At 70.2% G+C, this 21,583-nt stretch carries 16 protein-coding genes and 4 pseudogenes; 12 read left to right on the top strand and 8 right to left on the bottom strand.

Annotation, left to right across the window (positions count from 1 at the left end; translation table 11 throughout):
- The first annotated feature begins 15 nt into the window (after positions 1 to 15).
- Both recR and OG819_RS11440 read left to right on the top strand, forming a co-directional pair.
- A complete protein-coding gene (recR, locus tag OG819_RS11445; RefSeq protein WP_266432022.1) occupies positions 16 to 615 on the top strand; it encodes a recombination mediator RecR in 600 nt (199 codons plus the stop codon).
- Positions 608 to 1,267: a DUF5063 domain-containing protein gene (locus OG819_RS11440; protein ID WP_266432021.1), complete on the top strand. Its 660-nt coding sequence runs from the start codon at positions 608 to 610 to the stop codon at positions 1,265 to 1,267. The genes recR and OG819_RS11440 overlap by 8 nt, the downstream gene beginning before the upstream one ends.
- A 425-nt stretch (positions 1,268 to 1,692) precedes the next feature.
- Here the strand turns inward: OG819_RS11440 and OG819_RS11435 are convergent, their stop codons facing one another.
- Positions 1,693 to 2,400 carry a sulfite exporter TauE/SafE family protein gene (locus OG819_RS11435; protein WP_266652662.1) on the bottom strand — a complete coding sequence of 236 codons (708 nt, stop codon included), beginning with the start codon at positions 2,398 to 2,400 and terminating at the stop codon, positions 1,693 to 1,695.
- Positions 2,401 to 2,791: 391 nt separating this feature from the next.
- On the opposite strand from OG819_RS11435, the gene OG819_RS11430 reads away from it, so the two are divergent.
- The 4 genes from OG819_RS11430 (at position 2,792) to OG819_RS11415 (ending at position 7,632) form a co-directional block, all read left to right on the top strand.
- Complete coding sequence (locus OG819_RS11430) at positions 2,792 to 4,069, top strand: aspartate kinase (RefSeq protein WP_101399547.1); 1,278 nt, start codon at positions 2,792 to 2,794, stop codon at positions 4,067 to 4,069.
- 34 nt (positions 4,070 to 4,103) lie between these two features.
- Entirely contained in the window at positions 4,104 to 5,159 is a 1,056-nt protein-coding gene (locus tag OG819_RS11425) for an aspartate-semialdehyde dehydrogenase (RefSeq protein ID WP_266626961.1), read from the top strand.
- Between the two features lie 593 nt (positions 5,160 to 5,752).
- The gene (locus OG819_RS11420) at positions 5,753 to 6,421 is read left to right on the top strand and encodes a SigE family RNA polymerase sigma factor (RefSeq protein ID WP_266649227.1); all 669 of its coding nucleotides are present in this window, start codon (positions 5,753 to 5,755) and stop codon (positions 6,419 to 6,421) included.
- Between the two features lie 116 nt (positions 6,422 to 6,537).
- Complete coding sequence (locus tag OG819_RS11415) at positions 6,538 to 7,632, top strand: hypothetical protein (protein ID WP_323139337.1); 1,095 nt, start codon at positions 6,538 to 6,540, stop codon at positions 7,630 to 7,632.
- Positions 7,633 to 7,638: 6 nt separating this feature from the next.
- Here OG819_RS11415 and OG819_RS11410 read toward each other — a convergent pair whose 3' ends face one another.
- Positions 7,639 to 8,481 (bottom strand): SURF1 family protein, encoded by an 843-nt coding sequence (locus OG819_RS11410; RefSeq protein ID WP_266649224.1) that lies wholly within the window; start codon positions 8,479 to 8,481, stop codon positions 7,639 to 7,641.
- Between the two features lie 132 nt (positions 8,482 to 8,613).
- Here OG819_RS11410 and OG819_RS11405 point away from each other — a divergent pair, with 132 nt between their 5' ends.
- Positions 8,614 to 10,461 (top strand): prolyl oligopeptidase family serine peptidase, encoded by a 1,848-nt coding sequence (locus OG819_RS11405; protein WP_266649222.1) that lies wholly within the window; start codon positions 8,614 to 8,616, stop codon positions 10,459 to 10,461.
- A 300-nt stretch (positions 10,462 to 10,761) separates the two neighbouring features.
- Here the strand turns inward: OG819_RS11405 and OG819_RS11400 are convergent, their stop codons facing one another.
- On the bottom strand, positions 10,762 to 12,717 hold the full coding sequence (locus OG819_RS11400) for an NAD(P)-binding protein (RefSeq protein ID WP_266652660.1): 1,956 nt from the start codon (positions 12,715 to 12,717) through the stop codon (positions 10,762 to 10,764).
- A 654-nt stretch (positions 12,718 to 13,371) separates the two neighbouring features.
- On the opposite strand from OG819_RS11400, the gene OG819_RS11390 reads away from it, so the two are divergent.
- The 3 genes from OG819_RS11390 (at position 13,372) to OG819_RS11380 (ending at position 17,356) form a co-directional block, all read left to right on the top strand.
- Positions 13,372 to 13,899, top strand: a complete 528-nt coding sequence (locus tag OG819_RS11390; protein WP_266649220.1) for a hypothetical protein — start codon at positions 13,372 to 13,374, stop codon at positions 13,897 to 13,899.
- 449 nt (positions 13,900 to 14,348) lie between these two features.
- Positions 14,349 to 14,975 carry a hypothetical protein gene (locus tag OG819_RS11385; RefSeq protein WP_266649218.1) on the top strand — a complete coding sequence of 209 codons (627 nt, stop codon included), beginning with the start codon at positions 14,349 to 14,351 and terminating at the stop codon, positions 14,973 to 14,975.
- A 386-nt stretch (positions 14,976 to 15,361) separates the two neighbouring features.
- Positions 15,362 to 17,356 carry an Ig-like domain repeat protein gene (locus tag OG819_RS11380; RefSeq protein WP_266649216.1) on the top strand — a complete coding sequence of 665 codons (1,995 nt, stop codon included), beginning with the start codon at positions 15,362 to 15,364 and terminating at the stop codon, positions 17,354 to 17,356.
- A 385-nt stretch (positions 17,357 to 17,741) separates the two neighbouring features.
- Here the strand turns inward: OG819_RS11380 and OG819_RS11375 are convergent.
- Positions 17,742 to 18,026 (bottom strand): annotated as a pseudogene (locus OG819_RS11375) (hypothetical protein); the annotation flags it as partial.
- Between the two features lie 62 nt (positions 18,027 to 18,088).
- On the opposite strand from OG819_RS11375, the gene OG819_RS11370 reads away from it, so the two are divergent.
- Both OG819_RS11370 and OG819_RS11365 read left to right on the top strand, forming a co-directional pair.
- The gene (locus OG819_RS11370; RefSeq protein WP_266649215.1) at positions 18,089 to 18,664 is read left to right on the top strand and encodes a sigma-70 family RNA polymerase sigma factor; all 576 of its coding nucleotides are present in this window, start codon (positions 18,089 to 18,091) and stop codon (positions 18,662 to 18,664) included.
- Entirely contained in the window at positions 18,661 to 19,266 is a 606-nt protein-coding gene (locus OG819_RS11365; RefSeq protein WP_266649213.1) for a hypothetical protein, read from the top strand. The genes OG819_RS11370 and OG819_RS11365 overlap by 4 nt, the downstream gene beginning before the upstream one ends.
- Positions 19,267 to 19,371: 105 nt before the next feature.
- Here the strand turns inward: OG819_RS11365 and OG819_RS11360 are convergent.
- From OG819_RS11360 to OG819_RS11345, 4 genes and pseudogenes are all read right to left on the bottom strand, one after another.
- Positions 19,372 to 19,523: pseudogene (locus OG819_RS11360) on the bottom strand (IS3 family transposase); the annotation flags it as partial.
- A gap of 310 nt (positions 19,524 to 19,833) precedes the next feature.
- Positions 19,834 to 19,983 carry a DUF4291 family protein gene (locus OG819_RS11355; RefSeq protein WP_266626977.1) on the bottom strand — a complete coding sequence of 50 codons (150 nt, stop codon included), beginning with the start codon at positions 19,981 to 19,983 and terminating at the stop codon, positions 19,834 to 19,836.
- 504 nt (positions 19,984 to 20,487) lie between these two features.
- Positions 20,488 to 20,972, bottom strand: a pseudogene (locus OG819_RS11350) (RHS domain-containing protein); the annotation flags it as partial.
- A 62-nt stretch (positions 20,973 to 21,034) separates the two neighbouring features.
- Positions 21,035 to 21,416, bottom strand: a pseudogene (locus tag OG819_RS11345) (hypothetical protein); the annotation flags it as partial.
- Between the last annotated feature and the right edge of the window lie 167 nt (positions 21,417 to 21,583).

The raw sequence follows: 21,583 nt of genomic DNA, 5'->3' as shown, positions 1-21,583 counted from the left end.
GAAGGGCGGCAGTCCGTGTACGAAGGCGTGGTCCAGGACCTCATCGACGAGTTGGGGCGGCTGCCCGGCGTCGGTCCCAAGAGCGCGCAGCGGATCGCCTTCCACATCCTGCAGGCCGAGCCGACGGACGTCCGCCGGCTCGCGCAGTGCCTCATGGAGGTCAAGGCGAAGGTCCGGTTCTGTGCGACCTGCGGCAATGTGGCGCAGGAGGAACTGTGCAACATCTGCCGCGACCCGCGCCGGGATCTGACCGTCATCTGTGTGGTCGAGGAGCCCAAGGACGTCGTCGCGATCGAGCGGACGCGTGAGTTCCGGGGCAAGTACCACGTGCTGGGCGGCGCGATCAGCCCGATCGAGGGCGTCGGCCCCGACGACCTCCGGATAAGGGAACTCCTCGCCCGTCTCGCCGACGGCGCGGTCACGGAGCTCATCCTCGCCACGGACCCGAACCTGGAGGGCGAGGCGACGGCCACGTACCTCGCCCGCATGATCAAGCCCATGGGCCTCAGGGTCACCCGCCTGGCCAGCGGCCTCCCGGTGGGTGGCGACCTGGAATACGCGGACGAGGTCACACTCGGGCGCGCCTTCGAGGGGAGACGACTCCTAGATGTCTGACGCCACGCTGCACGCGACCAGTCAGGACCCCGACGACTTCGTGGTCCAGATCGCGGACCAGGTCGAGAGCTTCATCGTCGCTGTCACCGAAGTGGCGAAGGGCGACGAGCCGGACTCGGCCGTGCCCTTCCTCCTCCTGGAGGTCTCCCAGCTGCTGCTGGCGGGCGGCCGTCTCGGCGCGCACGAGGACATCGTCCCCGACGAGCGCTACGAGCCGGACCTCGGTCCGGAGCCGGACGTCGACGACCTGCGCGAGCGCCTCGCGGTCATGCTGGACCCGATCGACGTCTACTCCGAGGTCTTCGACCCGTACGAACCGCGCAAGGCCCCGGTGGCCTGCCGCATCTCGGACGACCTCGCGGACGTCATCACCGATCTGCGGCACGGCATGGCCCACTACCGCGCGGGCCGCACCACCGAGGCCCTGTGGTGGTGGCAGTTCTCCTACTTCTCCAACTGGGGGTCCACGGCCTCGGCGGCCCTGCGAGCCCTGCAGTCCCTGGTGGCCCACGTCCGCCTGAACCAGCCCCTGGACGATCTCAACGGCCTCGACACCGACCAGGACCTCGGCGAGGAGGTCCTCGCGGAGGAGGCGGGCCGGGTCATGGCCGAGGAGATCGGCGAGCAGCTCGGCATCAGGTCGTCCAAATAGCCCCGGTCCGGGGTCGGGTCAGTCGGCGGAGACCAGCGCGGCGAAACCCTGGAAGACGTGGGGTACTTGGGGCCAGCCCCATAACTCGACCGTCACGTCGCCGAGTTCACCCCGATGTCGAACGCAGCGCCAACGTCACCGCCACCCCACAGGGCCGGGAGGTCCCGCAGCCACCGACGACCCGCGGCCGCCGTGCGACGCGAGGGGCCGCGCCGGTGCGTCGCAAGCCCGTCGCTTACGTCCGGATCGAGCAGCGGCTCGCTTGCCCGGCCCACGTCTGATCCAGCGGCGACGGGCTCGACGTACCGGTACGGCCCCGCCCCACCCTCCGACACCCTCCGACACCCACCGCACCCGGCACCCGACCCGGCGCACCCGGCACCCGACCCGGCGCACCCAAACCGCACCCGGCGCCTCGCGCGCAGTCACCCCAGCCCCCACAACCCCTTCCCCAACGTGGTGAGCCCCCCGGTCAACGCCAGCAACAGAACCAGCATCCGGGCCCGCTGCTCGGGCACCCGTTCGGCCAGCACCTTCCCGACCGAGGCCCCCACCACCATCCCCGCCAGCACGACCTCCCAGCGCGACACCCCAAGGCGCGGAACGCCATTCGCGGCCACCGAGAAGGCGTTCACCACCACCCCGTAGAACAGCGCGTTCGGCGCGAACTCCCGCACCGTCCACCCCGCGTTGAGGGCGTACAGCGAGACCGGCGGACCCCCCACCCCGGCGGCGGAGTTCATGAACCCGCCCGCCGCTCCCGCGGCCACCGCACCCCGCGTGCCGCGCAGCGCGGGCAGCCGGGTGCCCCGCATGACCACGACCACGGCCACCGTCACCAGTGCGCCCATGAACGCGAGCAGCGCGGCCGGCGGCAACCGCCGGGCCACCCAGCTGCCCATCGGGACGGTCAGCGCCGCCGCCACGCACAACGGCACCATGGCGCGCGGTCGCACCCGCCGCCATCCACCGGCCAGCCCCACGACACAGATGGCCCCGGCGGCGCAGTTCGCGAGGACGACACCCTGGGCCGGCCCGAGCAGCAGCACCAGCGCCGGCACGGCGACGAGCGCGAAGCCCATCCCGGTCAGCCATTGCACACAGGACCCCAACAGCACGATCCCGCCCAGCATCAACTCGCCCGTCACCCACGCCCCCTACCCCACCACCTCGTCCGGCACCCCCGCGCGCCCGTCGTCGTGCCCGAGAGTCAAGGCACGGCGGCCTCGTGGGACACACCTCGAGTCCACCTCTCTTACGGCGTCTCGTGTGACACGGGGCACTTTCCGGAGTGGCGGGGCGTGTGGGCGGGCAGGTGCCGCTCGGAGCGGCCGGAGGAACCCTGCCGAAACCGGTGGATCTGACGACTCCGGTGGACTTCCGATGGACCCTGACGGTCCGGAGTGATCACGTCGTGAGCGGGACATCTCACGATGCGAGACTCCGGAAGGGAAATCCGGCCGCTCGTTAGACTGAGCCGACCGCAGTTGTGCGGTGCAGAGACGGATTGAGCGAGGAGCGCACGTGGGCCTTGTCGTGCAGAAGTACGGAGGCTCCTCCGTAGCCGATGCCGAGGGCATCAAGCGCGTCGCCAAGCGAATCGTGGAAGCGAAGAAGAACGGCCACCAGGTGGTCGTGGTCGTTTCCGCGATGGGCGACACGACGGACGAGCTGATCGATCTCGCCGAGCAGGTATCTCCGATGCCCAGCGGACGAGAGTTCGACATGCTGCTGACCGCCGGAGAGCGGATCTCCATGGCCCTGCTGGCGATGGCGATCAAAAACCTGGGCCACAGCGCCCAGAGCTTCACCGGCAGCCAGGCAGGCGTCATCACCGACTCGGTCCACAACAAAGCGCGGATCATCGATGTCACGCCGGGCCGTATCCGGACGGCGCTCGACGAGGGCAACATCGCCATCGTCGCCGGCTTCCAGGGCGTCTCGCAGGACAAGAAGGACATCACCACGCTCGGGCGCGGCGGGTCCGACACCACGGCCGTCGCGCTCGCCGCGGCGCTGGACGCCGAGGTCTGCGAGATCTACACCGACGTGGACGGCGTGTTCACCGCCGACCCGCGGGTGGTGAAGAAGGCGAAGAAGATCGACTGGATCGCCTTCGAGGACATGCTGGAGCTCGCCGCCTCCGGCTCCAAGGTGCTGCTCCACCGCTGTGTGGAGTACGCCCGCCGCTACAACATCCCGATCCACGTGCGCTCGTCCTTCAGCGGGCTGCAGGGCACCTGGGTCAGCAGCGCACCGATCAAGCAAGGGGACCAGAAGGTGGAGCAGGCCATCATTTCCGGTGTCGCTCACGACACCTCCGAGGCCAAGGTCACGGTCGTCGGTGTCCCGGACAAGCCGGGCGAGGCCGCCTCGATCTTCCGCGCCATCGCCGATGCCGAGATCAACATCGACATGGTCGTGCAGAACGTGTCCGCCGCCTCCACCGGCCTGACGGACATCTCCTTCACCCTCCCCAAGACCGAGGGCCGCAAGGCCATCGACGCCCTGGAGAAGGCGAAGAACGTGATCGGCTTCGACTCGCTGCGCTACGACGACCAGATCGGCAAGATCTCGCTCGTCGGCGCGGGCATGAAGACGAACCCGGGTGTCACGGCCGGCTTCTTCGAGGCGCTGTCCGACGCGGGGGTGAACATCGAGCTGATCTCCACCTCCGAGATCCGTATCTCGGTGGTCACGCGTGCCGACGACGTCCCCGAGGCCGTCCGCGCGGTGCACACCGCCTTCGGACTCGACTCCGACAGCGACGAGGCCGTCGTCTACGGAGGCACCGGACGATGACCGTCCTCTCGTACGGCGGCACTGGCCGCCGCTGATGGCCGGGACCGCAGGACCGACGCTGGCGGTCGTGGGCGCCACCGGGGCCGTCGGCACCGTCATGCTCCAGATCCTGTCCCAGCACGCGGACATCTGGGGCGAGATCCGTCTGCTCGCCTCGCCGCGCTCGGCCGGCCGCAAGCTGGCCGTGCGCGGCGAGGAGGTCGAGGTGCTGGCGCTCAGCGAAGCCGCCTTCGACGGGGTCGACGTGGCGATGTTCGACGTCCCCGACGAGGTGGCCGCGCAGTGGGCGCCGATCGCCGCGGCCAAGGGTGCCGTCGTGGTCGACAACTCGGGTGCGTTCCGGATGGACGCGGACGTGCCCCTGGTCGTCCCCGAGGTGAATCCGCACGCGGCGCGCGTGCGCCCGCGCGGGATCATCTCCAACCCGAACTGCACCACTCTCTCCATGATCGTGGCGCTCGGCGCGCTGCACGCCGAGTTCGGCCTGCGCGAGCTGGTGGTCTCCTCGTACCAGGCGGTGAGCGGCGCCGGGCGCGCCGGCGTCGAAACCCTGCGCCAGCAGCTGTCCCTCGTCGCCGGTACGGAACTGGGGACCAGCCCCGGTGACGTACGCCGGGCCGTGGGCGACAACACGGGCCCCTTTCCGGAGCCGGTGGCGCTGAACGTCGTCCCGTGGGCCGGGTCGCTGCGCGAGGACGGCTGGTCCTCGGAGGAGATGAAGGTACGGGACGAGACCCGCAAGATCCTCGGGCTGCCGGACCTGCCCGTGGCCGTGACCTGCGTCCGCGTCCCGGTCGTGACCACGCACTCCCTCACCGTGCACGCTCGCTTCGAGGGCAAGGTCACCGTGACCAAGGCCCGCGAGATCCTGGCCACCGCACCCGGGGTCGTCCTGTTCGACAACCCGGCCGCCGGTGAGTTCCCCACCCCCGCGGACGTCGTCGGCACCGACCCGACCTGGGTGGGCCGCGTACGCCGGGCCCTCGACGACCCGACCGCGCTCGAGCTCTTCGTCTGCGGCGACAACCTCCGCAAGGGCGCCGCCCTCAACACGGCCCAGATCGCGGAACTGGTGGCGGCGCACCTCTGAGCGTCGGGCGGCTCGCCCGGGAGGGACGGGCACGACGGTCCCCGAGCGCCGACTTGCCTGGCCGGTAAGTTTCCCTGCCCAGGGTGGCCAGGGAGCAAAATCTCCCTGGCCATCCCGGGATTCGTTTGTAGGATCTGTGTCAGCTGTGTGGCCGAAATAATGGTCCGGACCACTTGTACGGGACCCGCTTGGCGTTCGAAGATTTCCCTCCCCGTTCTCCGCAACCGCGCGGAGGGCGGGGAGCGTCTTTGCGGTCGCCCTGACGGGTGTCCGGGGGCGGCACGGCATAACGGGGCGTAGGGGGATGAGCTAGTACGCATGAGGGCATTCAATGCACCGCCGGACGCGCCACCGGTCGCGTCGGCAGGCGTTGCGGCACATGGTCCGGCGGGTGTTGCGGGGTGCGTGAGGGCGGGTCTTGTGGAGCGCGTGGGGACGGGCGTTGTGGGGCGCGTGGGGGCAGGCGTTGTGCGGTGCGGGGGAGCGGGCGTTGTGGGGCGTGTGGGAGCGGGCGGTCCGGTCGGTGTGAATCCTGAAGCGAATGTGATGCCTGTCGCGTACAACCCTCACGGGGGGAAGCGTGTCCAACTGGCGTGGCAGAGGTTCTCGAATTCACTGCGGTACAGACCAGGGGCGCGCCCCTGCGTCCACCCCGCCGACTCCGCAGCCCCGGCGTGCCCGGCGGCATGCCGGTGATCGCGCCCATGCCTGCAGCGCGGCCCGCCCGCATACCGAGTCAGCGCGACGGCGCTGAGGACAGCATGGCCGCCGGCACCACGGTGGACCATCTCACCGAGACCTACCGCGCCCATTACCGGTCGCTGCTGGGCCTCGCGGCACTCCTGCTCGACGACACCGCCTCCTGCGAGGACGTCGTCCAGGAGGCCTTCATCCGGGTGCACTCGGCGCGCAAACGCGTCCGTGACCCCGAGAAGACGCTCGCGTATCTGCGTCAGACCGTCGTCAACCTCTCGCGTTCCGCCCTGCGCCGGCGCATCATCGGCCTCAAGCTCCTCTCGAAGCCGATGCCCGACATGGCGAGCGCGGAGGAGGGCGCGTACGACCAGCTGGAGCGCGACGCCCTGATCAAGGCGATGAAGGGCCTCCAGCGCCGCCAGCGCGAGGTCCTCGTCCTGCGCTACTTCGCGGACATGACCGAGGCCCAGGTCGCCGAGACCCTCGGGATATCGCTCGGGTCGGTCAAGGCGTACGGCTCGCGTGGCATTGCCGCGCTCCGTGTCGCCATGGAGGCCCCGGCATGAGCCAGCGACGCGACAACCACGACCGACACGAGCCCTATGAATGGCATGAGCCGACAGACCGGCCCACGGCCGCTGAAGACGAGCAAGAGCACGAGCAGCAAGCTGGGAACGGAACTGTGAACCACGGACCCGACGCAAACGGCCCCCACCCCCAGGGCCCGGACGCGCTGGGCCCGGACGCGCTGGGTCCCGACGCGCTGGGTCCCGACGCGCTGGGTGCCGACGGATTCGGCTCGGACGAGCTGGCACTGCGGCGGCTGCTGCACCAGGCCGTCGAGGAGATCGAACCCACCGACGGCACGCTGGAGCACCTTCGTCGCGCGGTCCCCGCACGACGGGCCCGCAAGCGCCAGGCCATCGTCGGTATGGCCGCCGCCGCGCTCTTCATCGGCACCGCCGTCCCCGCCCTCGTGCACGTCTCGAACGCCTCCGGGGCGAACGCCGACCCGTCCATAGCGGGCAACAGCTCCCAGGCCCAGGGCGGCACCAGCCAGGGCAAGGACCCCGACGGCGGCGAGAGCTCCGCGGGTGGCACCTCCGGCACCTCCAAGGATGCGGACAAGGGCGGCAAGCCCGGCAAGCCAGACAAGGGCAAGGGGACGAGCACCGGCTCGGCCACCGGCGGCCCCGATCCGTCGGCCTCGGCCGTGATCGCGCCCCCGTGTGGGCCGGCCCAGCTCGGCGGGGCCACCAGCACCGTCGGCTCCCCGGACGCCACCGGCGCGGTCTACGGCTCCTTCACTCTCTCGAACATCTCCGCCACCAGCTGCACCGTCAGCGGCGCGGGCACGGTCGGCACCCTCGCGCAGGGCGCCGCGGACTCGGCCAAGATCAGCGTGGTGACGCATGTGGCGGGCGACGCGGCCACCGGGCTGCCCGACCCCTCCACGGAGGTCGCCTCGGTGGTGCTGAAGCCGAGTACCTCGTACGTCGTCAAGTTCGCCTGGGTGCCCTCGGAGACCTGTCCGACCATCGGCGGACAACCCTCGCCGACCCCGACCGCCACGGAGAGTGCCACCCCCGGCAGCACCGTCGGGGACGCCGGTGGCACGGGCACCTCGACCCAGCTCATGACGGAGGACGGTGGCGTGGCCGACGGCAGCGTCTCCGTGTCCTACACGGCGGGGACGGGCTCGGCGACGGCCTCGACGACCGTGCCCAACGCGTGCGCCGGGACGGTCTACCGGACGGGGATGCTGTCGGCGTCCTGAGGCGTCCTACCGGACGGGAACGCTGTCGGCGTCCTGAGGGGCGTCGGCGGCGGCTTCGGCGACCGTGGCTTCTTCCTCGTCATGATCCGGGACGAGACCCAGCTCCGCGTCCCGCGCGAACTCCGCCTCGCGGCGCAGCAGCCGGAACCACATGAAGACCACGAAGCCCGCGAAGACGAACCACTCACCGGTGTAACCGAGGTTCTGGAACGCCTTCAGATCCAGGCCGGTGCCCTGCGGGGCGCTCGCGGGCACCGCGCGCATCCCGCCGTCGGCCTTCGTGAGGGTGATCCAGGCGTCGTACACCTTGTACGGCACCAGGTTCACCAGTGACGCCGAGCTGATCGCGCCGGTCTGTCCGGCGGGCAGACCTCCGGCGGCGGTGACGCCGTCCGACCCCGGGCTCTCGGACGCCTGGAGCGCACCCGTGACGGTGACCTCACCGGTCGGGGCGGGCGGCGCCTTCGCCGGGTCGGCGTCTCCGGGCAGCCAGCCCCGCACGACGGGCAGTGCCTTGCCACCGGCGCCGTCGACGCGCAGCAGTGTCAGTACGTAGAACCCGTGCCTGCCGTCGAGCTCGCGGCCCGGTACGAGGAGCTGCTTGCCGTACCGGCCGGTCGCGGTGGCCTGCTTTCCGGACGTCTCCGTGCTCACGGGCAGCAGCCGGTCGAGCGGACGGGCCGCCTCCGTCCTGGCCGCGGTGATCTGCTCACCGGCCGCGCGGTGGTCCTGCACCCGCGCCTCGAACCGGCTCAACTGCCACGACCCCATGAAGATGCAGAAGGGGATGGCCAACAGCACGAAGACGTTGATCCCCCACCAGCGGGGCGTCAGCAGGAACCGGTACACGACTTCAAAGGTACGGTGCCGCCGCACCGGACCCGGCTTCGGGGCCCTTTCCGGGGGCGCGGGTCGGGGAAGTTATCCACAGGCTGGGGGCCTCGCCGACGCGGGGCCGGTCGGGCCAGGCACTATGGGGCCATGACTGAGAGCAACGGGTCCATCGAGCAGCAGCAGGCAGCCATGCCCGACTGGGAGAAGCGCTTCAGGGCGCCGCGGGTGTCGCTGCCCGACTGGGCGGAGGACGCCCCGCACCGCGCGCTGTTCGTCTCCAACGCGACGGGGACGTACGAGCTGTACGCGTGGGACCGCGCGACGGGGGAGCAGCGCCAGGTCACGAACCGGGTGAACGGTACGACGGACGGGGTGCTCTCCCCGGACGGCGAGTGGATCTGGTGGTTCGACGACAAGGACGGGGACGAGTTCGGCATCTGGCGCCGCCGGCGCTTCACCGCCCCCGAGGCCACGGACACGGTGAACTCCGTCGACCGTGCCGACGAACCCGCCGCTCCGGGCCTGGAGCCTTCCTACCCTGGCGGCCTGGCCATCGGCAGGGACGGCCGTACCGCGGTCGTGGGCCGCTCCACGGACGAGGACGGCTCGACGATCCACGTGGCTCGCTCCGGTGAGGAGCCGGTGGAGATCTACCGCCACCGGGAGTCGGCGGGCGTCGGCGACCTCTCGCACGACGGCTCGCTGATCGCCGTCGAGCACACCGAGCACGGCGACGCGATGCACTCGGCGCTGCGGGTGCTGCGCCCGGACGGCTCGACGGTCGCCGAGCTCGACGACACCAAGGACGGCACGGTCGAGCTGGGCCTGGAAGTGCTCGGCTTCGCCCCCGTCGACGGCGACACCCGCCTCCTCATCGGCCATCAGCGGCGCGGCCGTTGGGAGCCCCTGGTGTGGGACGTGGTGACGGGGGAGGAGACGGACCTCGCCCTGGACCTCCCGGGCGACGTGGCGGCCGAGTGGTATCCCGACGGTTCGGCCCTTCTCATCGCCCACAGCTTCGAGGCCCGAAGCGACCTGTGGCGCTACGACCTGGCGACCCGCGAGCTGGTCCAGGTGCCGACCCCGCAGGGCACGGTCTCCGGGGCGACGGCCCGCCCCGACGGAACCGTGGAGTACCTGTGGTCCTCGGCGGCCGAGCCGTCCGTGGTCCGCTCGACGACGGGCGAGATCGTCCTCGATCCCCCCGGCCTGAAGTCCCCGGGCTCGGTCCCGGTGGAGGACGTGTGGGTGGAGGGCCCCGGCGGCCGCATCCACGCCCTCATCCAGAAGCCGGCGGGCACGACGGGCCCCCTGCCCACGGTCTTCGACATCCACGGCGGCCCGACCTGGCACGACAGCGACTCCTTCGCGGCGGGCCCGGCGGCCTGGGTGGACCACGGGTACGCGGTGGTCCGGATCAACTACCGAGGCTCCACGGGCTACGGCCGTGAGTGGACGGACGCCCTCAAGCACCGAGTCGGCCTGATCGAGCTGGAGGACATCGCGGCGGTCCGGGAATGGGCGGTGACGTCCGGCCTCGCCGACCCCACCCGCCTGATCCTCACCGGCGGCTCCTGGGGCGGCTACCTCACCCTCCTCGGCCTCGGCACGCAACCGGAGGCGTGGACCCTCGGCATCGCCGCCGTCCCGGTCGCCGACTACGTGACGGCGTACCACGACGAGATGGAAGCCCTGAAGGCGATGGACCGCACCCTCCTCGGCGGCACCCCCGAGGAGGTCCCCGAACGCTTCGAGGCATCCTCCCCCCTCACCTACGTCGACGCGGTCAAGGCCCCCGTATACATCTCGGCCGGCGTCAACGACCCCCGATGCCCCATCCGCCAGATCGACAACTACGTGGACCGCCTCACCGCCCGCAGCGCCACCCACGAGGTCTACCGCTACGACGCGGGCCACGGCTCCCTGGTCGTGGACGAACGTATCAAACAGGTAAAACTGGAACTCGACTTCGCAAACAGGCACCTGCCCCAGTAGGCGGGGCGGGGGCGTCTTTTGGCTGCCCGCAGGGGCGCAGCCCGAGGGGGTCTGGGGGGGGCGACGTCCGTCTGCGGTGCGCAGGGGCGCAGCCCCGAGGGAATCAGGGGCGGCGGCATCCTTCGACGGGGTGCAGGGGCGGAGCCCCGCGGGGGTCGGGGTGCGGAGCCCCCTGGTGGGGGCTGGGGCGGAGCCCCAGAGGGATGGGACGGGTAGGGGCGGCGGGGGCGAAGAAAATCCCCCCACCCCACTCCCCGCACCAGAACCAGAGCCCTCGAACCGCCCCCGAGACCCAAAAACCTACGTGCCCGCCGACTCCCGCCGCCGCCTCCCCAACAACTCCGCCAGCCCCCTCCGAGTCGCAGCCAACACCACCCGATCCTCCGCCCGAAGCACATACGTCGACGGAAGATCCCAGACCAGCCCGGACCCACCCCGCTCACTCCCACCGCCCCCCACGGCGGACACCGCTTCACCACCCCGCCGTCCTCTCGACGCGGCCGTATCCAGCGCGAGCACCCGCCACGCCCCCGCCCGAAACGCCTCCCCCACAGTCCGCCCCTCCAACTGCGGATGACCACCCACCACGATCGCCGCGAACAGCAACACCCGCCGCTCCACCGGAATCGCCCCGAGGATCTGCCGCCCCATCATCGCCCCGGCAAACGCGGGCGCGGCGAGATGCGACACGCTACGACTCCGGGTCAGCGCCTGCGGATGCGCGGCCCGCAGGGTGCGGTACACGGCGGTGGCGAAGTCGTCGTCGTACAACCGCAGCACGACCCGCAGATCGGGCCGCACGGTACGGGCGTACAACGCGGCTTCCAGGTTCGTCGTGTCCGCGCTGGTCAGCGCGAGCAACGCATGCGCCCGATGAATCTTCGCGGCCTCCAGCACACCTTCCTGCGTCACATCGCCCAACACCACCGGCACCCGCAACCGCCGCGCCAGCGCCAGCCCCCGCGCCTCCGGATCGGCCTCGACGCACACCACCGGAATCTGCAGCTCACGCAGGCGCGCCAGCACGCGCGTCCCGATCTTCCCGACCCCGAGCAGCACCACATGCCCGGACAGCCCCCGCGGCGGCTTGCGCAACGCGGACCCGCTCCGGAACGTACCGAGCGCCTCCAGCACCGCGGCGAGCAGCACAGGCAGCAGCAACAACCCGACGAGCCCGGACAAGAGCTGAAGGATCTGCCGCCCGAGGGGCTGCCCGATCGCGGGGTTGTTGATGGCGAAGAGATCGAGCAAGGTCAGATAGGTCGCCCCCAGCGGGGGCTCCCCGGTGACGACCATCGACGCGACCGCCAGCCCGACCACACACCCCACCAGCCCGGCGAACGACCAGCGCAACCGCCGCGACAGCAGCGAGCCGAAGGGCACGACGCTGCGCCCGGCGGACGGCGCGGACGCGGCGTACGACACCGTCTCCAGGACGACGGTCCCGCGCCCGGTGGCCGCGGCCACGGCCCGCTCGTCGGGCAGCAGCCGAGGCCCCTGCGGCCCGCTGCTCTCGGAACCGTCCGCGCCGGCGGGGTCGTTGGTGGTGGCGGACAGCAGCGCGAGCGTGCACAGCCCGGGATCGGCGACCTCGCCGGGCCCCGGCGGCGGCCGCTCCACCGCCCGCAGCATCAACCCGTCGGTCTGGACGACCTTGCTGGTCCCGGCGACGGCGGTCGCGGCGAGCGCGGGAGCGGCGGTGTCGGCATCGGACAACACGGTGGTGGACGCATCGAAGCCAAGCCCCCCGCTGCCTCCGCCACCGGCTCCCTCGCCATCAGTCACCGCCATGGCCAACGCCGAGGCCTGATCGAGGAGTTCCTCGATGTGCTGCCCGAGGCGCCGGTTGTAGAGCCGTATGACGAGCCGCAGCCGCGGATTGAGACGGCGCGCGGTGAGCGCGGCCCGGATGTTGGTCTCGTCGTCGTCATGGACGAGCGCGAGGGCGGCGGCCCGTTCCACACCGGCCTCGGCGAGTACGGCCTCAGTGAGTTCGGTGGCTTCCAAGACCCGTTCGGCACCGGCGGGTTCGGCCGTCCGGTTGGGCGGCCCCTGCGGCCCCTCCCCGTTGCCCGCGGCCCGGTTCATCGCCGCGGACATCCGGTCGAACAGTGTCGAGGCCCGCGCCCGCCCGACCACCGGCGGCCGCACACTGCGCTGGGTGGGCGGTACGACGAGGGTCACCCGCTCGCCGTACACACCACGCAGTTCGGCGGCCAGCCGGTGCGCCAGGGCGTCGTCCCCGGCCACCACCATGTGCGCGGTCGTGTCGGTCGACGGGCTTTGATACGGAAGGGTCGCCACGAGGGAGAAGAGTGCCGCACCGGGATGTGTGGTTCCAGAGGGCGGCGGTAGGCCGCCACCGCCTCAGCGACGCGTACGGGCCCGTGCCGCACGCGGCGGCCGGACGAACTGTAACCCCAGCGCGACCGGCGGTTCGGCGATTCCCGACCCTCCGGCGGACGCCCAACTCGCCAGCTCCTCGGTGCAGTCGTCCCCCATCGCGAACCCGATCCAGGCCGCCGAGCCGCCGACCTGGGAGCCGCCCCCCCAGGCGATCAACACCGGGGCCGACCCACTGGGCGTGGCCCCACCCGCCTGGACCCGGCGAGCCTCGCTGACCTCGAAGCCGAGACGTCTGCGGCGAACCGGTGTTGACCCTGGTCAAGGGATGCTCGTGCACGTCTCTGTCCGGGGGCGTTGATCAGCGACAGATGCCGGGACCGCCTTTGGTGGTGATCGTCGCCATAACCGCGTCAGTGGCCCCCCAGCGCGGCCGTACGAGTGGATTGAGCCTCCACGCAATGGAGTTCCGGGCACTTCTTGATCATGCTCCCTTAGCGTGCAATTGCGCATCGGCTCCTGCCGTGCCGCCCCAGCCTCCCCCGGTCGCCAAGTGAGGTCGCACCCATGAGAATTCGTAGCGTCATCAGCTCCTTGATTGCCGGAGCGGCGGTGGCAGTACTGGCATCCCCGATGCCGGCTTCGGCGGCGGATACGCCGGTGACCGTCCAGGTCTCGTCAGGCACGCTCGACATCAGCGTCCCGGCGGGGCCCGTGAACCTCGGCACCGTCGCCGTCAGCGGCAGTCCGCAACAGGTCTCCAGCCTGCTGGGCAACGTCACGGTGACAGACGGTCGAGGCGGCACCGCGGGCTGGACCGCCACGGCAAGCGCAGTCGACTTCACCGGCCCCCAGAGCATCTCCGTATCCGCTCCGGGCTCCAGCAGTTACACCACACCGTCGGCCTCGGTCAGCGGCACCGCCACTGTCACCGCCAGCGACTTGAACCCGCTCTATCCCCCTGGCCCCGTCCAGGTGGCCACCGGCGTGAGCGGCATCAACTCGGCCACCTGGAACCCGACGATCCATCTCACCATCCCCGGGAACGCGCTGGCGGGCACGTACAGCTCGACGATCACCCACTCCGTCGCCTGAGACCTCGTACGTCCGTACCGCAAAAAAGGAAACCGTAAAGCCCTGTGCCCAGGTTCTCTTCCCTCGCGGTGCTGGTGGCCACGGCGTTTGCCGTGGCCACCAGCACCGCTTCGGCCACATCCCTCGTATCGGATCCGGTACAGCGACCGAACCCTCCGGACGCGGTGGGCATTCGGCTCGTCGATGTCCCCGCCGACCTCATCAAAGACCCACGGGCCAGGCAGTACATCGTCGACAGTCTGAGACCCGGTGTCACCGTGAAGCGGCGTATCGAGGTGTCGAACAAGTCGGACGACTCCTTGCATGTCGCGGTCTACCCCGGCGCCGCCGACATCCGCCGGGGTTCCTTCGTCGGCGCTGCAGGAAGCACCGGTAACGAGCTCACCTCCTGGGTCAAGCCCCGTCAGCTGAGCCTGGACATCCCCGCTCACTCCAGAGCCCGTGACACCGTGACCATCGCCATTCCGAAGGATGCTGCCCCCGGCGAGCGATACGGCGTGGTGTGGGCGCAGGTCAGCGGTCGCGACCTGGGCAGCGGCATCACCTTGGTCAGCCGCACCGGAATCCGGCTCTACCTCGCAGTGGGCGGAGACAATCCGCCGCGTGCCCGATTCACGGTGGACAACATGACGGCTGAACGTGATGCCAGTGGGCGCGCCCTCGTACACGCCAAGGTCCACAACACCGGTGGCCGCGCTCTGGACCTGACCGGCACGATGAAGATGTCCCAGGTGTCCGGAAGCATCAGCGCCGGGCCCTACCCGGTGGACTCCGGAAAGAGCTTGGCGCCCGGCCAATCCGCGTCGGTGAACGTCATCGTGACCGACCAGGTCACGGACGGCCCATGGGACGTCTCCCTCAAGCTGAAAAGCGGGCTGTTGGAGGTGACGCAAGGCGCTCGCATCACCTTCCCGAAGGGGCCAGGCATGGCCGAGGCAGTCCTTTCAGGCCGTGATCGGCAAAGCCCGCTGAACTGGAGTCTCATCTCAGCGGCGGCGGGTCTGATCCTCCTGATTTTGGGGACGCTCGCGATGATCCGTTCTCATCGGCGAGGAGCCGGAGGCAACGAGCCCTGATTCGGAACGGACCCCTGCGGTCGCAGCCACGCACGACCTCGCTCAAGCCGGCCATGGCGCGGGACAAGGCCAAGCGCAACGTCGTCGAGCTTTGATCCGCGCCCCGGGGACAGGCGGGGCTCCGCGGGGAGCGGGTCGGCTTCCGGCCGGCTCCCAGGCGCCCTCCGGCGTATGAGGCGCTGACGACGGCGTTGGGCGTGGCCTGTCCCAGCGGATTCGTAAAGCGGTCCCAGTGGATACGTAAGCGGAATGGCCGAATCTCTCCCACTTCTTTGATCATCGTTGACCCGCGTTTGCCTCTGCTGTCACTGGCGTGACCTAGGCTCCGGTTACTTCCCCAGTTCAACAACAGGGGCTCTTTTCGTTCCGGGGGGTTCGAAACCACCGTGCGCATACGCACTCTCCCGGCCGCGACGGCGCTCGCGGTCCTCTTCAGCTCGGCCGCGCTCGCGGTCACCTCGGCCGCGCCCGCGCTGGCCGACTCCAGCACCACCCTGCCGGTCAAGTCGACCGGCGACGTCGTCGTGGACGGCGTCCACCAGCGGGTCTTCATCAGCGACCCGACCAGCGGAAAGGTCGTCGCAACCGACTACAGCGGCACGGTCGTCGGCACCGTCGACTCGTTGCCCGGCGTCCGCGGCCTGGAATTGTCCGCCGACTCCGGCACCCTGTACGCGGCCGTCGAGGACGCCGACGCGATCGTCGCCATCGACACGGCGACCGCCACCGAGGCCCATCGCTACCCGACGGGCGACGGCACCCAGCCCGAGTATCCGGCCCTCGCCGGCGGCAAGCTCTGGTTCGGCTACCGCGGTGCCGGCAGCGGCAACATCGGCTCGCTCGACCTGAGCGGCAGCGACCCGGTCGTGGCCCTCCACCAGGACACCACCCGTACCTGGAACGACGCCCCGATCCTCGGCTCCTCGGCCGGCGCCCCGGGCACCATCGTGGCGGGTGCCCCTGGGCAGAGCCCGGTCGAACTCGCCGTGTTCGACGTGTCGTCGGGCTCGGCGAACCGCACCGCGTACGCCTGGGATCCGGGCAGCAGCAGCAACCTCACCGACCTCGCCGTCACTCCGGACGGCAAGGACGTCGTCACGGCCAGCGGCGCCCCCTACAAGCAGGAGGTGTTCAAGCTCTCGGACCTGTCGGAGGACGGCAGCTACGCCACCAACCCCTACCCGAACGCGGTCGACATCGCCCCGAACGGAGCCGTCGCCGCGGGCACCTTCTCCTGGTACGACCCCGACGTCCACATCTTCGAGCCGGGCGTCTCCGAGCCGGTACGGCAGTACGACTTCCCGAACACCGGCGGCAGCAGCGGCTCCGACACCCTCGCGGCCTCGGGTCTCGCCTGGGCGCCGGACGCCAGCAAGCTGTTCGCGGTGTCGTACAACGACTCGAATGTGTACTCGCTGCGGGTTCTCGACGACCCGACCAAGGCGGGCACCACCCTCGTGGCGACGGCCCCGGCCACCGCCACGCGCGCCAAGTCCCTCACCGTCACGGGCAAACTGACGTCGGACACCGTGCTCCCGTCCGGCACCACGGTCTCCGTCACCCGCACCGACGACGAGTCCCCGGCCGGCAAGGCGCTCGGCAAGGCGACGGTCGGTGCCGACGGCTCGTACACCTTCGCCGACACCCCGCCGGCCGGCGGCAAGGTCACGTACACCGTCACCTACGCGGGCGACGAATACCACGCGGGCGCCACCGCCACGAGCGCGGTGAACGTCACCCGCACGGCGACCACGGTGACGCTCAACAACAACGGCAAGGTGTACGCGTACAACAGCGCGGTGAAGTTCACGGCGCACCTGGGGACGACGTACAAGAACCGCACCGTCGCGATCTACGCCAACCCCTACGGCGCCGACAAGCCCGAGAAGCTGGTCAAGTCCGGCACGGTGGACTCCTCCGGCAACGTGTCCGTCACTCTCTCCGTGACCCGCGACACCAAGCTCACCGCCAAGTTCACCGGCGACACCCGGTACGCGCCGGCGACGGCCACCAGCACGGTCGGCGCGCAGGTCAAGGTGTCGACCGCGCTCAGCGGCTACTACACGAGCAAGACGGCGTGGAGCCAGACGTACCGCTACTTCCACAAGTCCAAGGACCCGGTCTACGACACGACGATGACGCCGTACCCGGGCCGCAAGTACAAGGTGGAGATGCAGGGCTACTACCAGGGTGCCTGGCGCACCACGCACTCCGAGTACCTCGTACTCGGCTCGGGCGGCAAGGACACGCTCGAGCTCACGGGCACCCCGCCGACGGGCGTCCGCTTCCGGATCCGGTCGTCGTACGTCGACACGAAGTCGGGCGACAACGTGAACTCGACGACGTACGGGACCTGGAAGTACCTCATCTTCACCAGCTGACGTCCGGTACTCCTTACCGAAGACTGACGTGACGGGCGCGGGTCTGCTGCTGAAGCGGGCCCGCGCCCTCGGCATGCGCCACGCCGAGCAGGCACAGGACCGCCGGCACCGGGCGACGGTCGGGCCCCGAGGGGGCTGCGGCAGGAGAACGCGCCGTGGACGGACACGACGCGCTCGGCGAGCCCGGTACCCGAGGCCGCGGCAAGGGGTCAGCGGTCACCCACGGCCGACGCAGTGTCCAGAGCTCCCGACGCGCCAGCTCGCTCATGAGCTGCCGTTCAAACGCGTCGTCGTCCAAGACTTGGAGATCGGTGAGTCGGTCCAGCGCGGGCACGCCGGACAGGATCTGCGCGTGGATCGCGGCGCGGGTCGACTCACGGGTGTCCGAGTGAGGCAACCCCCCGTCCCGCGACAGTAGGACCCGATCATTGGGCCAGGCCGGAGTGACGACCTCCAGGATCCAACTGTCCCCGGTAACGGTATGAAATCCTCCCCCGAAGAGCCGGGCTATACGCACCCTGCTGCCGGTGACCGGACCCAACCCAGGGCATGACAGGTCGGGGGACGCGTCGGGAGTGTCCTCGTCCGGATCGGGGTCGCGGTCCCGGTCAATCTTCTCTCCCGTGACGGGGTCGAAGAGGCCGTGACCATCGCGGGAAACGACCATCAGTGTCCGTAAGCCCTCGCCTGAAAGGATCCGGCCGGTACCGAACAGGACGGGTTGTGGAATCCATGACGGAAGAGGAGCCGCGCCAGAGGCAGCGGGCGCGCTTCGAAAGACTGGCGCACGTGGTGGTGGAACCGTTGCACCGGTATCTGCTGCGACGGACGAGCGCCGACATGGTCGACGACATCCTGGCGGAGGCGATGCTGGTGCTGTGGCGCCGTATTGACGACGTCCCCGGCCTGGGGTCGGCGCCAGGTTCCCTGCCCGACCCCGATGACGTGCTGCCGTGGTGCTACGGGGTGGCGCGGGGCTGCCTGGCGAATGCCCGCCGTGCCGACGGGCGCCGGCTCCGGCTGGTGGAGCGGTTGATCCGGACGCAGGAGCAGCAGCCGGCCGGGGTCGCCGATCACAGCGATCTGCACGCCGCGCTCGCCGCCCTCGGGGCGCTGGACCGTGAGGTGGTGCGGCTGTGGGCGTGGGAGGGGCTGGCGCCCCGGCAGATCGCGGAGGCGACCGGGCTGACGTCCAACGCCGTGAGCATCCGGCTGCACCGGGCGAAAAAGAAACTCGCCGAACAGTTGAGGCGAAAGCGTGACGAACCGTCCGGACACAAGAGAGATGAAGGAAGGAGCGGTCAGTGAATGACGACGAGTTGCTGGCCCGGCTGAAGTCCGCGGACCCGGCGCTGACCCCACATGCTCCGCTGCCCGACATCGAACGACTTGTGGAGGACATCTTGACCACCGACACCGCGCTCCAGGCCGGCAATACGGTCCCCGCGAAGACCGCTGCGCGACGGAGCCGCCGTCAGCTCCTCGGACTCGCGGCGGCTGCCGGTCTGCTTCTGCTCGGCGGCGGCATCGCCGGAGGCGTCATGGCGAACAATGACAACGGGCACTCGGCCTCGACCGGCCCACTGACACTCACCACCCACAGCGGCTTCGGCAGCCAGAAGTGTGTGACACCCAGTCCCGACACCCTGCGTGGGTACCCGACCCTCTTCGTGGGAACGGTCACCTCCATCAAGGGTTCCACGGTCACCTTCCGTGTCGACTACTGGTTGAAGGGCGGCGACACAAAGACGGTCGTGCTCGACAGCGACGCGAGCCGGCCGGAGGCGCTGACGTTCTCGGAAGGTGAGCGCTACATCGTGGCCGCCGAGAACGGCGTCGTCCCCGTGTGCGGTGTGAACGGGGCCTCGGACAAGATCGTCGACGAGTTCCGCCAGGCATTCGGGAAGTAACGGAAACCATCTGCACGGACGATCCGAGCCCACCGACGGCCGCGGTGGGCTCGGGCCGGTTCGGGAAGGCAGCGCTTCTCTTGTTATGACCGTGTTCGCGCCGCGATGATCCTCAACGAACGCGAAACGGCCCACCAGTTGGTCTCGCCGGCGAAGTACTTCGCGACCCTCCGCAGGATCTCCCGCTCCGTCTCCAGCTCCCTGATCCGGGCCCTGATCTGCTTGTTCTCCTCTTTCAGCACATCGTCGGAGGCTAGAGCGGCGTGCCACCCGCGGACTCGCACAGCGTGACGGGACGTGTGGAGTGGGCCACCGACGAAGTGATGTGCACATACGAACCGTTGACTGTCGGTGCTGTCCTGGGACCGGAAACGCACTGGCCACATGTCTTCGCCGTGATGAAGGCTCTGGCAGGCCGCTTCGGTGATGACGGCGTTCGCCTGGTCGTGGCGTTCGACTGACCGCACAGAGCCCCTCGTCTCGCGCAACGCCGACCCAAACCTCGGCCAACCTTCTCGGGCAGGCCATCGGGAGCATGGACGGTGCCTGTGTACGCGGCTTGATGACTCACGTCATGCGTTCGCGCTTGAACGGCGCCACGAACGCCCGGGCGCGCAGCGCCGGTTCGGCGATGTCCTGCGGATACGCCTGATACGCAGAGACCGTTGAATCGGTGTGGGCGGCTCGTACGACGCGACCGTGCTCCGCGTCCGTCACCGACCGCGCGCCTCGGACGCCCACATGCTCGCCTTGCGGTTCTCCGGACCCTCGGCGTGTGCGGCACCGGCCGTGTACAGCAGCCACAGCAGGTCGAGGGATCCGAAGAAGGATTCGCCCCAACTGTCGACCCAGACGTGGACCTGCGACGGGCCGACCGGGACGACGTCCCAGAACTCCCAGCCTCGAGAATCCTCGTCCGGGTCGAACCGGTAGATCCAGTTCTGCAGGGACCAGGGATTTCCACCACTCCGGTTGGTGTACGCGGTGCGGCCGTCCCGGGCGAATTCCTGGTGCGTCTCACCGTCCCGGGCACTGATTGCCGTGAACCAGTCCGGGAATTCGTCGGCCGGCAGATCCTCGTCGTCGAACTCCGCCGTACCGGCCAGATGGAGCGCGGCCGAGAGGACGTGACGTACCCGCTGCGCGTACGCCGCGGGGGAGCCCTCGGCGACATCAACAGTGAAGGCGGCCAGAACCGGCGGAGCCGACTCGGCGGGGGCTGTACTGGCCGGGGAAGCGGAGCGGGGTGTAGGCGGTGGCGCCCCAGAGGGCGGTGGGGGGGGGCGCCAGGCGATGTCGCCGTGTTCGTCGACGAGCTCGCGGGGGGAGCCGACGAGGTCGGTGACGATCGCGAAAAAGCGGGAGTCGATCTCCTTCTGGGGCGCGTCGGCCGCGGTGGTGCGCTCGGTCTGGGCGATGGGCTTCAGGCCTTGGTGGTCCCAGGTGAGGGTGACCGGGTTCGGCAGGCCGGCGGCCCGCGTCGTCTGCTCGCACAGCGTCGTGCCGTCCCAGGTGAAGTCGACGCGTTCGACGAACGTGTCGCCGTCGGCGCCGAGGGGGAGCTTCGCGGTGCGGCGGCCCAGCGGGTCGTAGGTGTAGCGCCAGCGGGTTCCGTCCGGGGTGGTGACCTGGACGAGCCGGTCCTCTGTGTCCCACTCGTAGCGCCAGGTATCCGGCTTGCGCGACAGCCGGGTCTTCTGGCACACCTCGCGATTTGTGGGGGTTTGGTTCAAGTTCCGAGAGATGGCTGCGTGTTGTAGTTGCCGATCTCGCGCAGTTCTCTACTCACCCGGACGCCTAGCAGGCAACAACTGACCGCGGAAGCCGGTTTCGTGACGGTCAGGCCGCGTCCCTCGGGCCATTCCACGAGATCCAGCGCGGCACGCTGTCGTGCGGTCCCGGGGGCCCGCAGACCGCACACCTCGTGCAGTTCGGCATGAGCTTGAATGCGACCGCCGCCGTTCCGAGGATGCCCGCGGCCGGCTCCGCGGGCATGACGGGGGGCGTGGCCGGGGGCGCGGGCAGCGCCGCGGCCGACCCCACGCCCGCTCCTACGGCCTCGGTCTTCGCGCCGCACCGGTGACCAGGTGGTCGGCGATCTCCTCCGGGCCCAGGCCGGGGAACTGCCGACGCAACGTGTGCAGATCCCTCGGGCACTGGCTGGACCGAGCCTTCGCTGCCTGAGGCGGACGCGGTTGGGTCGGTTGTGCGCGGGAGAATGTTAAGATCACGCGCTTACCCGGGGGGGGGCGGGCCTGGTGTTATCGCCGGTTCGTGACGTGCGGCGCGTGGCCGCGTCGCAGGGACATCTCCTGGG

This window comes from Streptomyces sp. NBC_01549 (genome assembly GCF_026339955.1).
In the GTDB taxonomy this organism is placed as follows: Bacteria; Actinomycetota; Actinomycetes; order Streptomycetales; family Streptomycetaceae; genus Streptomyces.
This window is presented reverse-complemented; position numbering and strand designations above follow the sequence as displayed.

What these genes read in the sequence shown, in the direction of transcription:
- OG819_RS11400 (WP_266652660.1), bottom strand. Translation starts at nt 12,717, where the DNA reads ATGGTGGTGGCCGGGGACGACGCCCTGGCGCACCGGCTGGCCGCCGAA.
- OG819_RS11405 (WP_266649222.1), top strand. Translation starts at nt 8,614, where the DNA reads ATGACTGAGAGCAACGGGTCCATCGAGCAGCAGCAGGCAGCCATGCCC.
- OG819_RS11435 (WP_266652662.1), bottom strand. Translation starts at nt 2,400, where the DNA reads ATGCTGGGCGGGATCGTGCTGTTGGGGTCCTGTGTGCAATGGCTGACC.
- OG819_RS11390 (WP_266649220.1), top strand. Translation starts at nt 13,372, where the DNA reads ATGAGAATTCGTAGCGTCATCAGCTCCTTGATTGCCGGAGCGGCGGTG.
- OG819_RS11440 (WP_266432021.1), top strand. Translation starts at nt 608, where the DNA reads ATGTCTGACGCCACGCTGCACGCGACCAGTCAGGACCCCGACGACTTC.
- OG819_RS11370 (WP_266649215.1), top strand. Translation starts at nt 18,089, where the DNA reads ATGACGGAAGAGGAGCCGCGCCAGAGGCAGCGGGCGCGCTTCGAAAGA.
- OG819_RS11425 (WP_266626961.1), top strand. Translation starts at nt 4,104, where the DNA reads ATGGCCGGGACCGCAGGACCGACGCTGGCGGTCGTGGGCGCCACCGGG.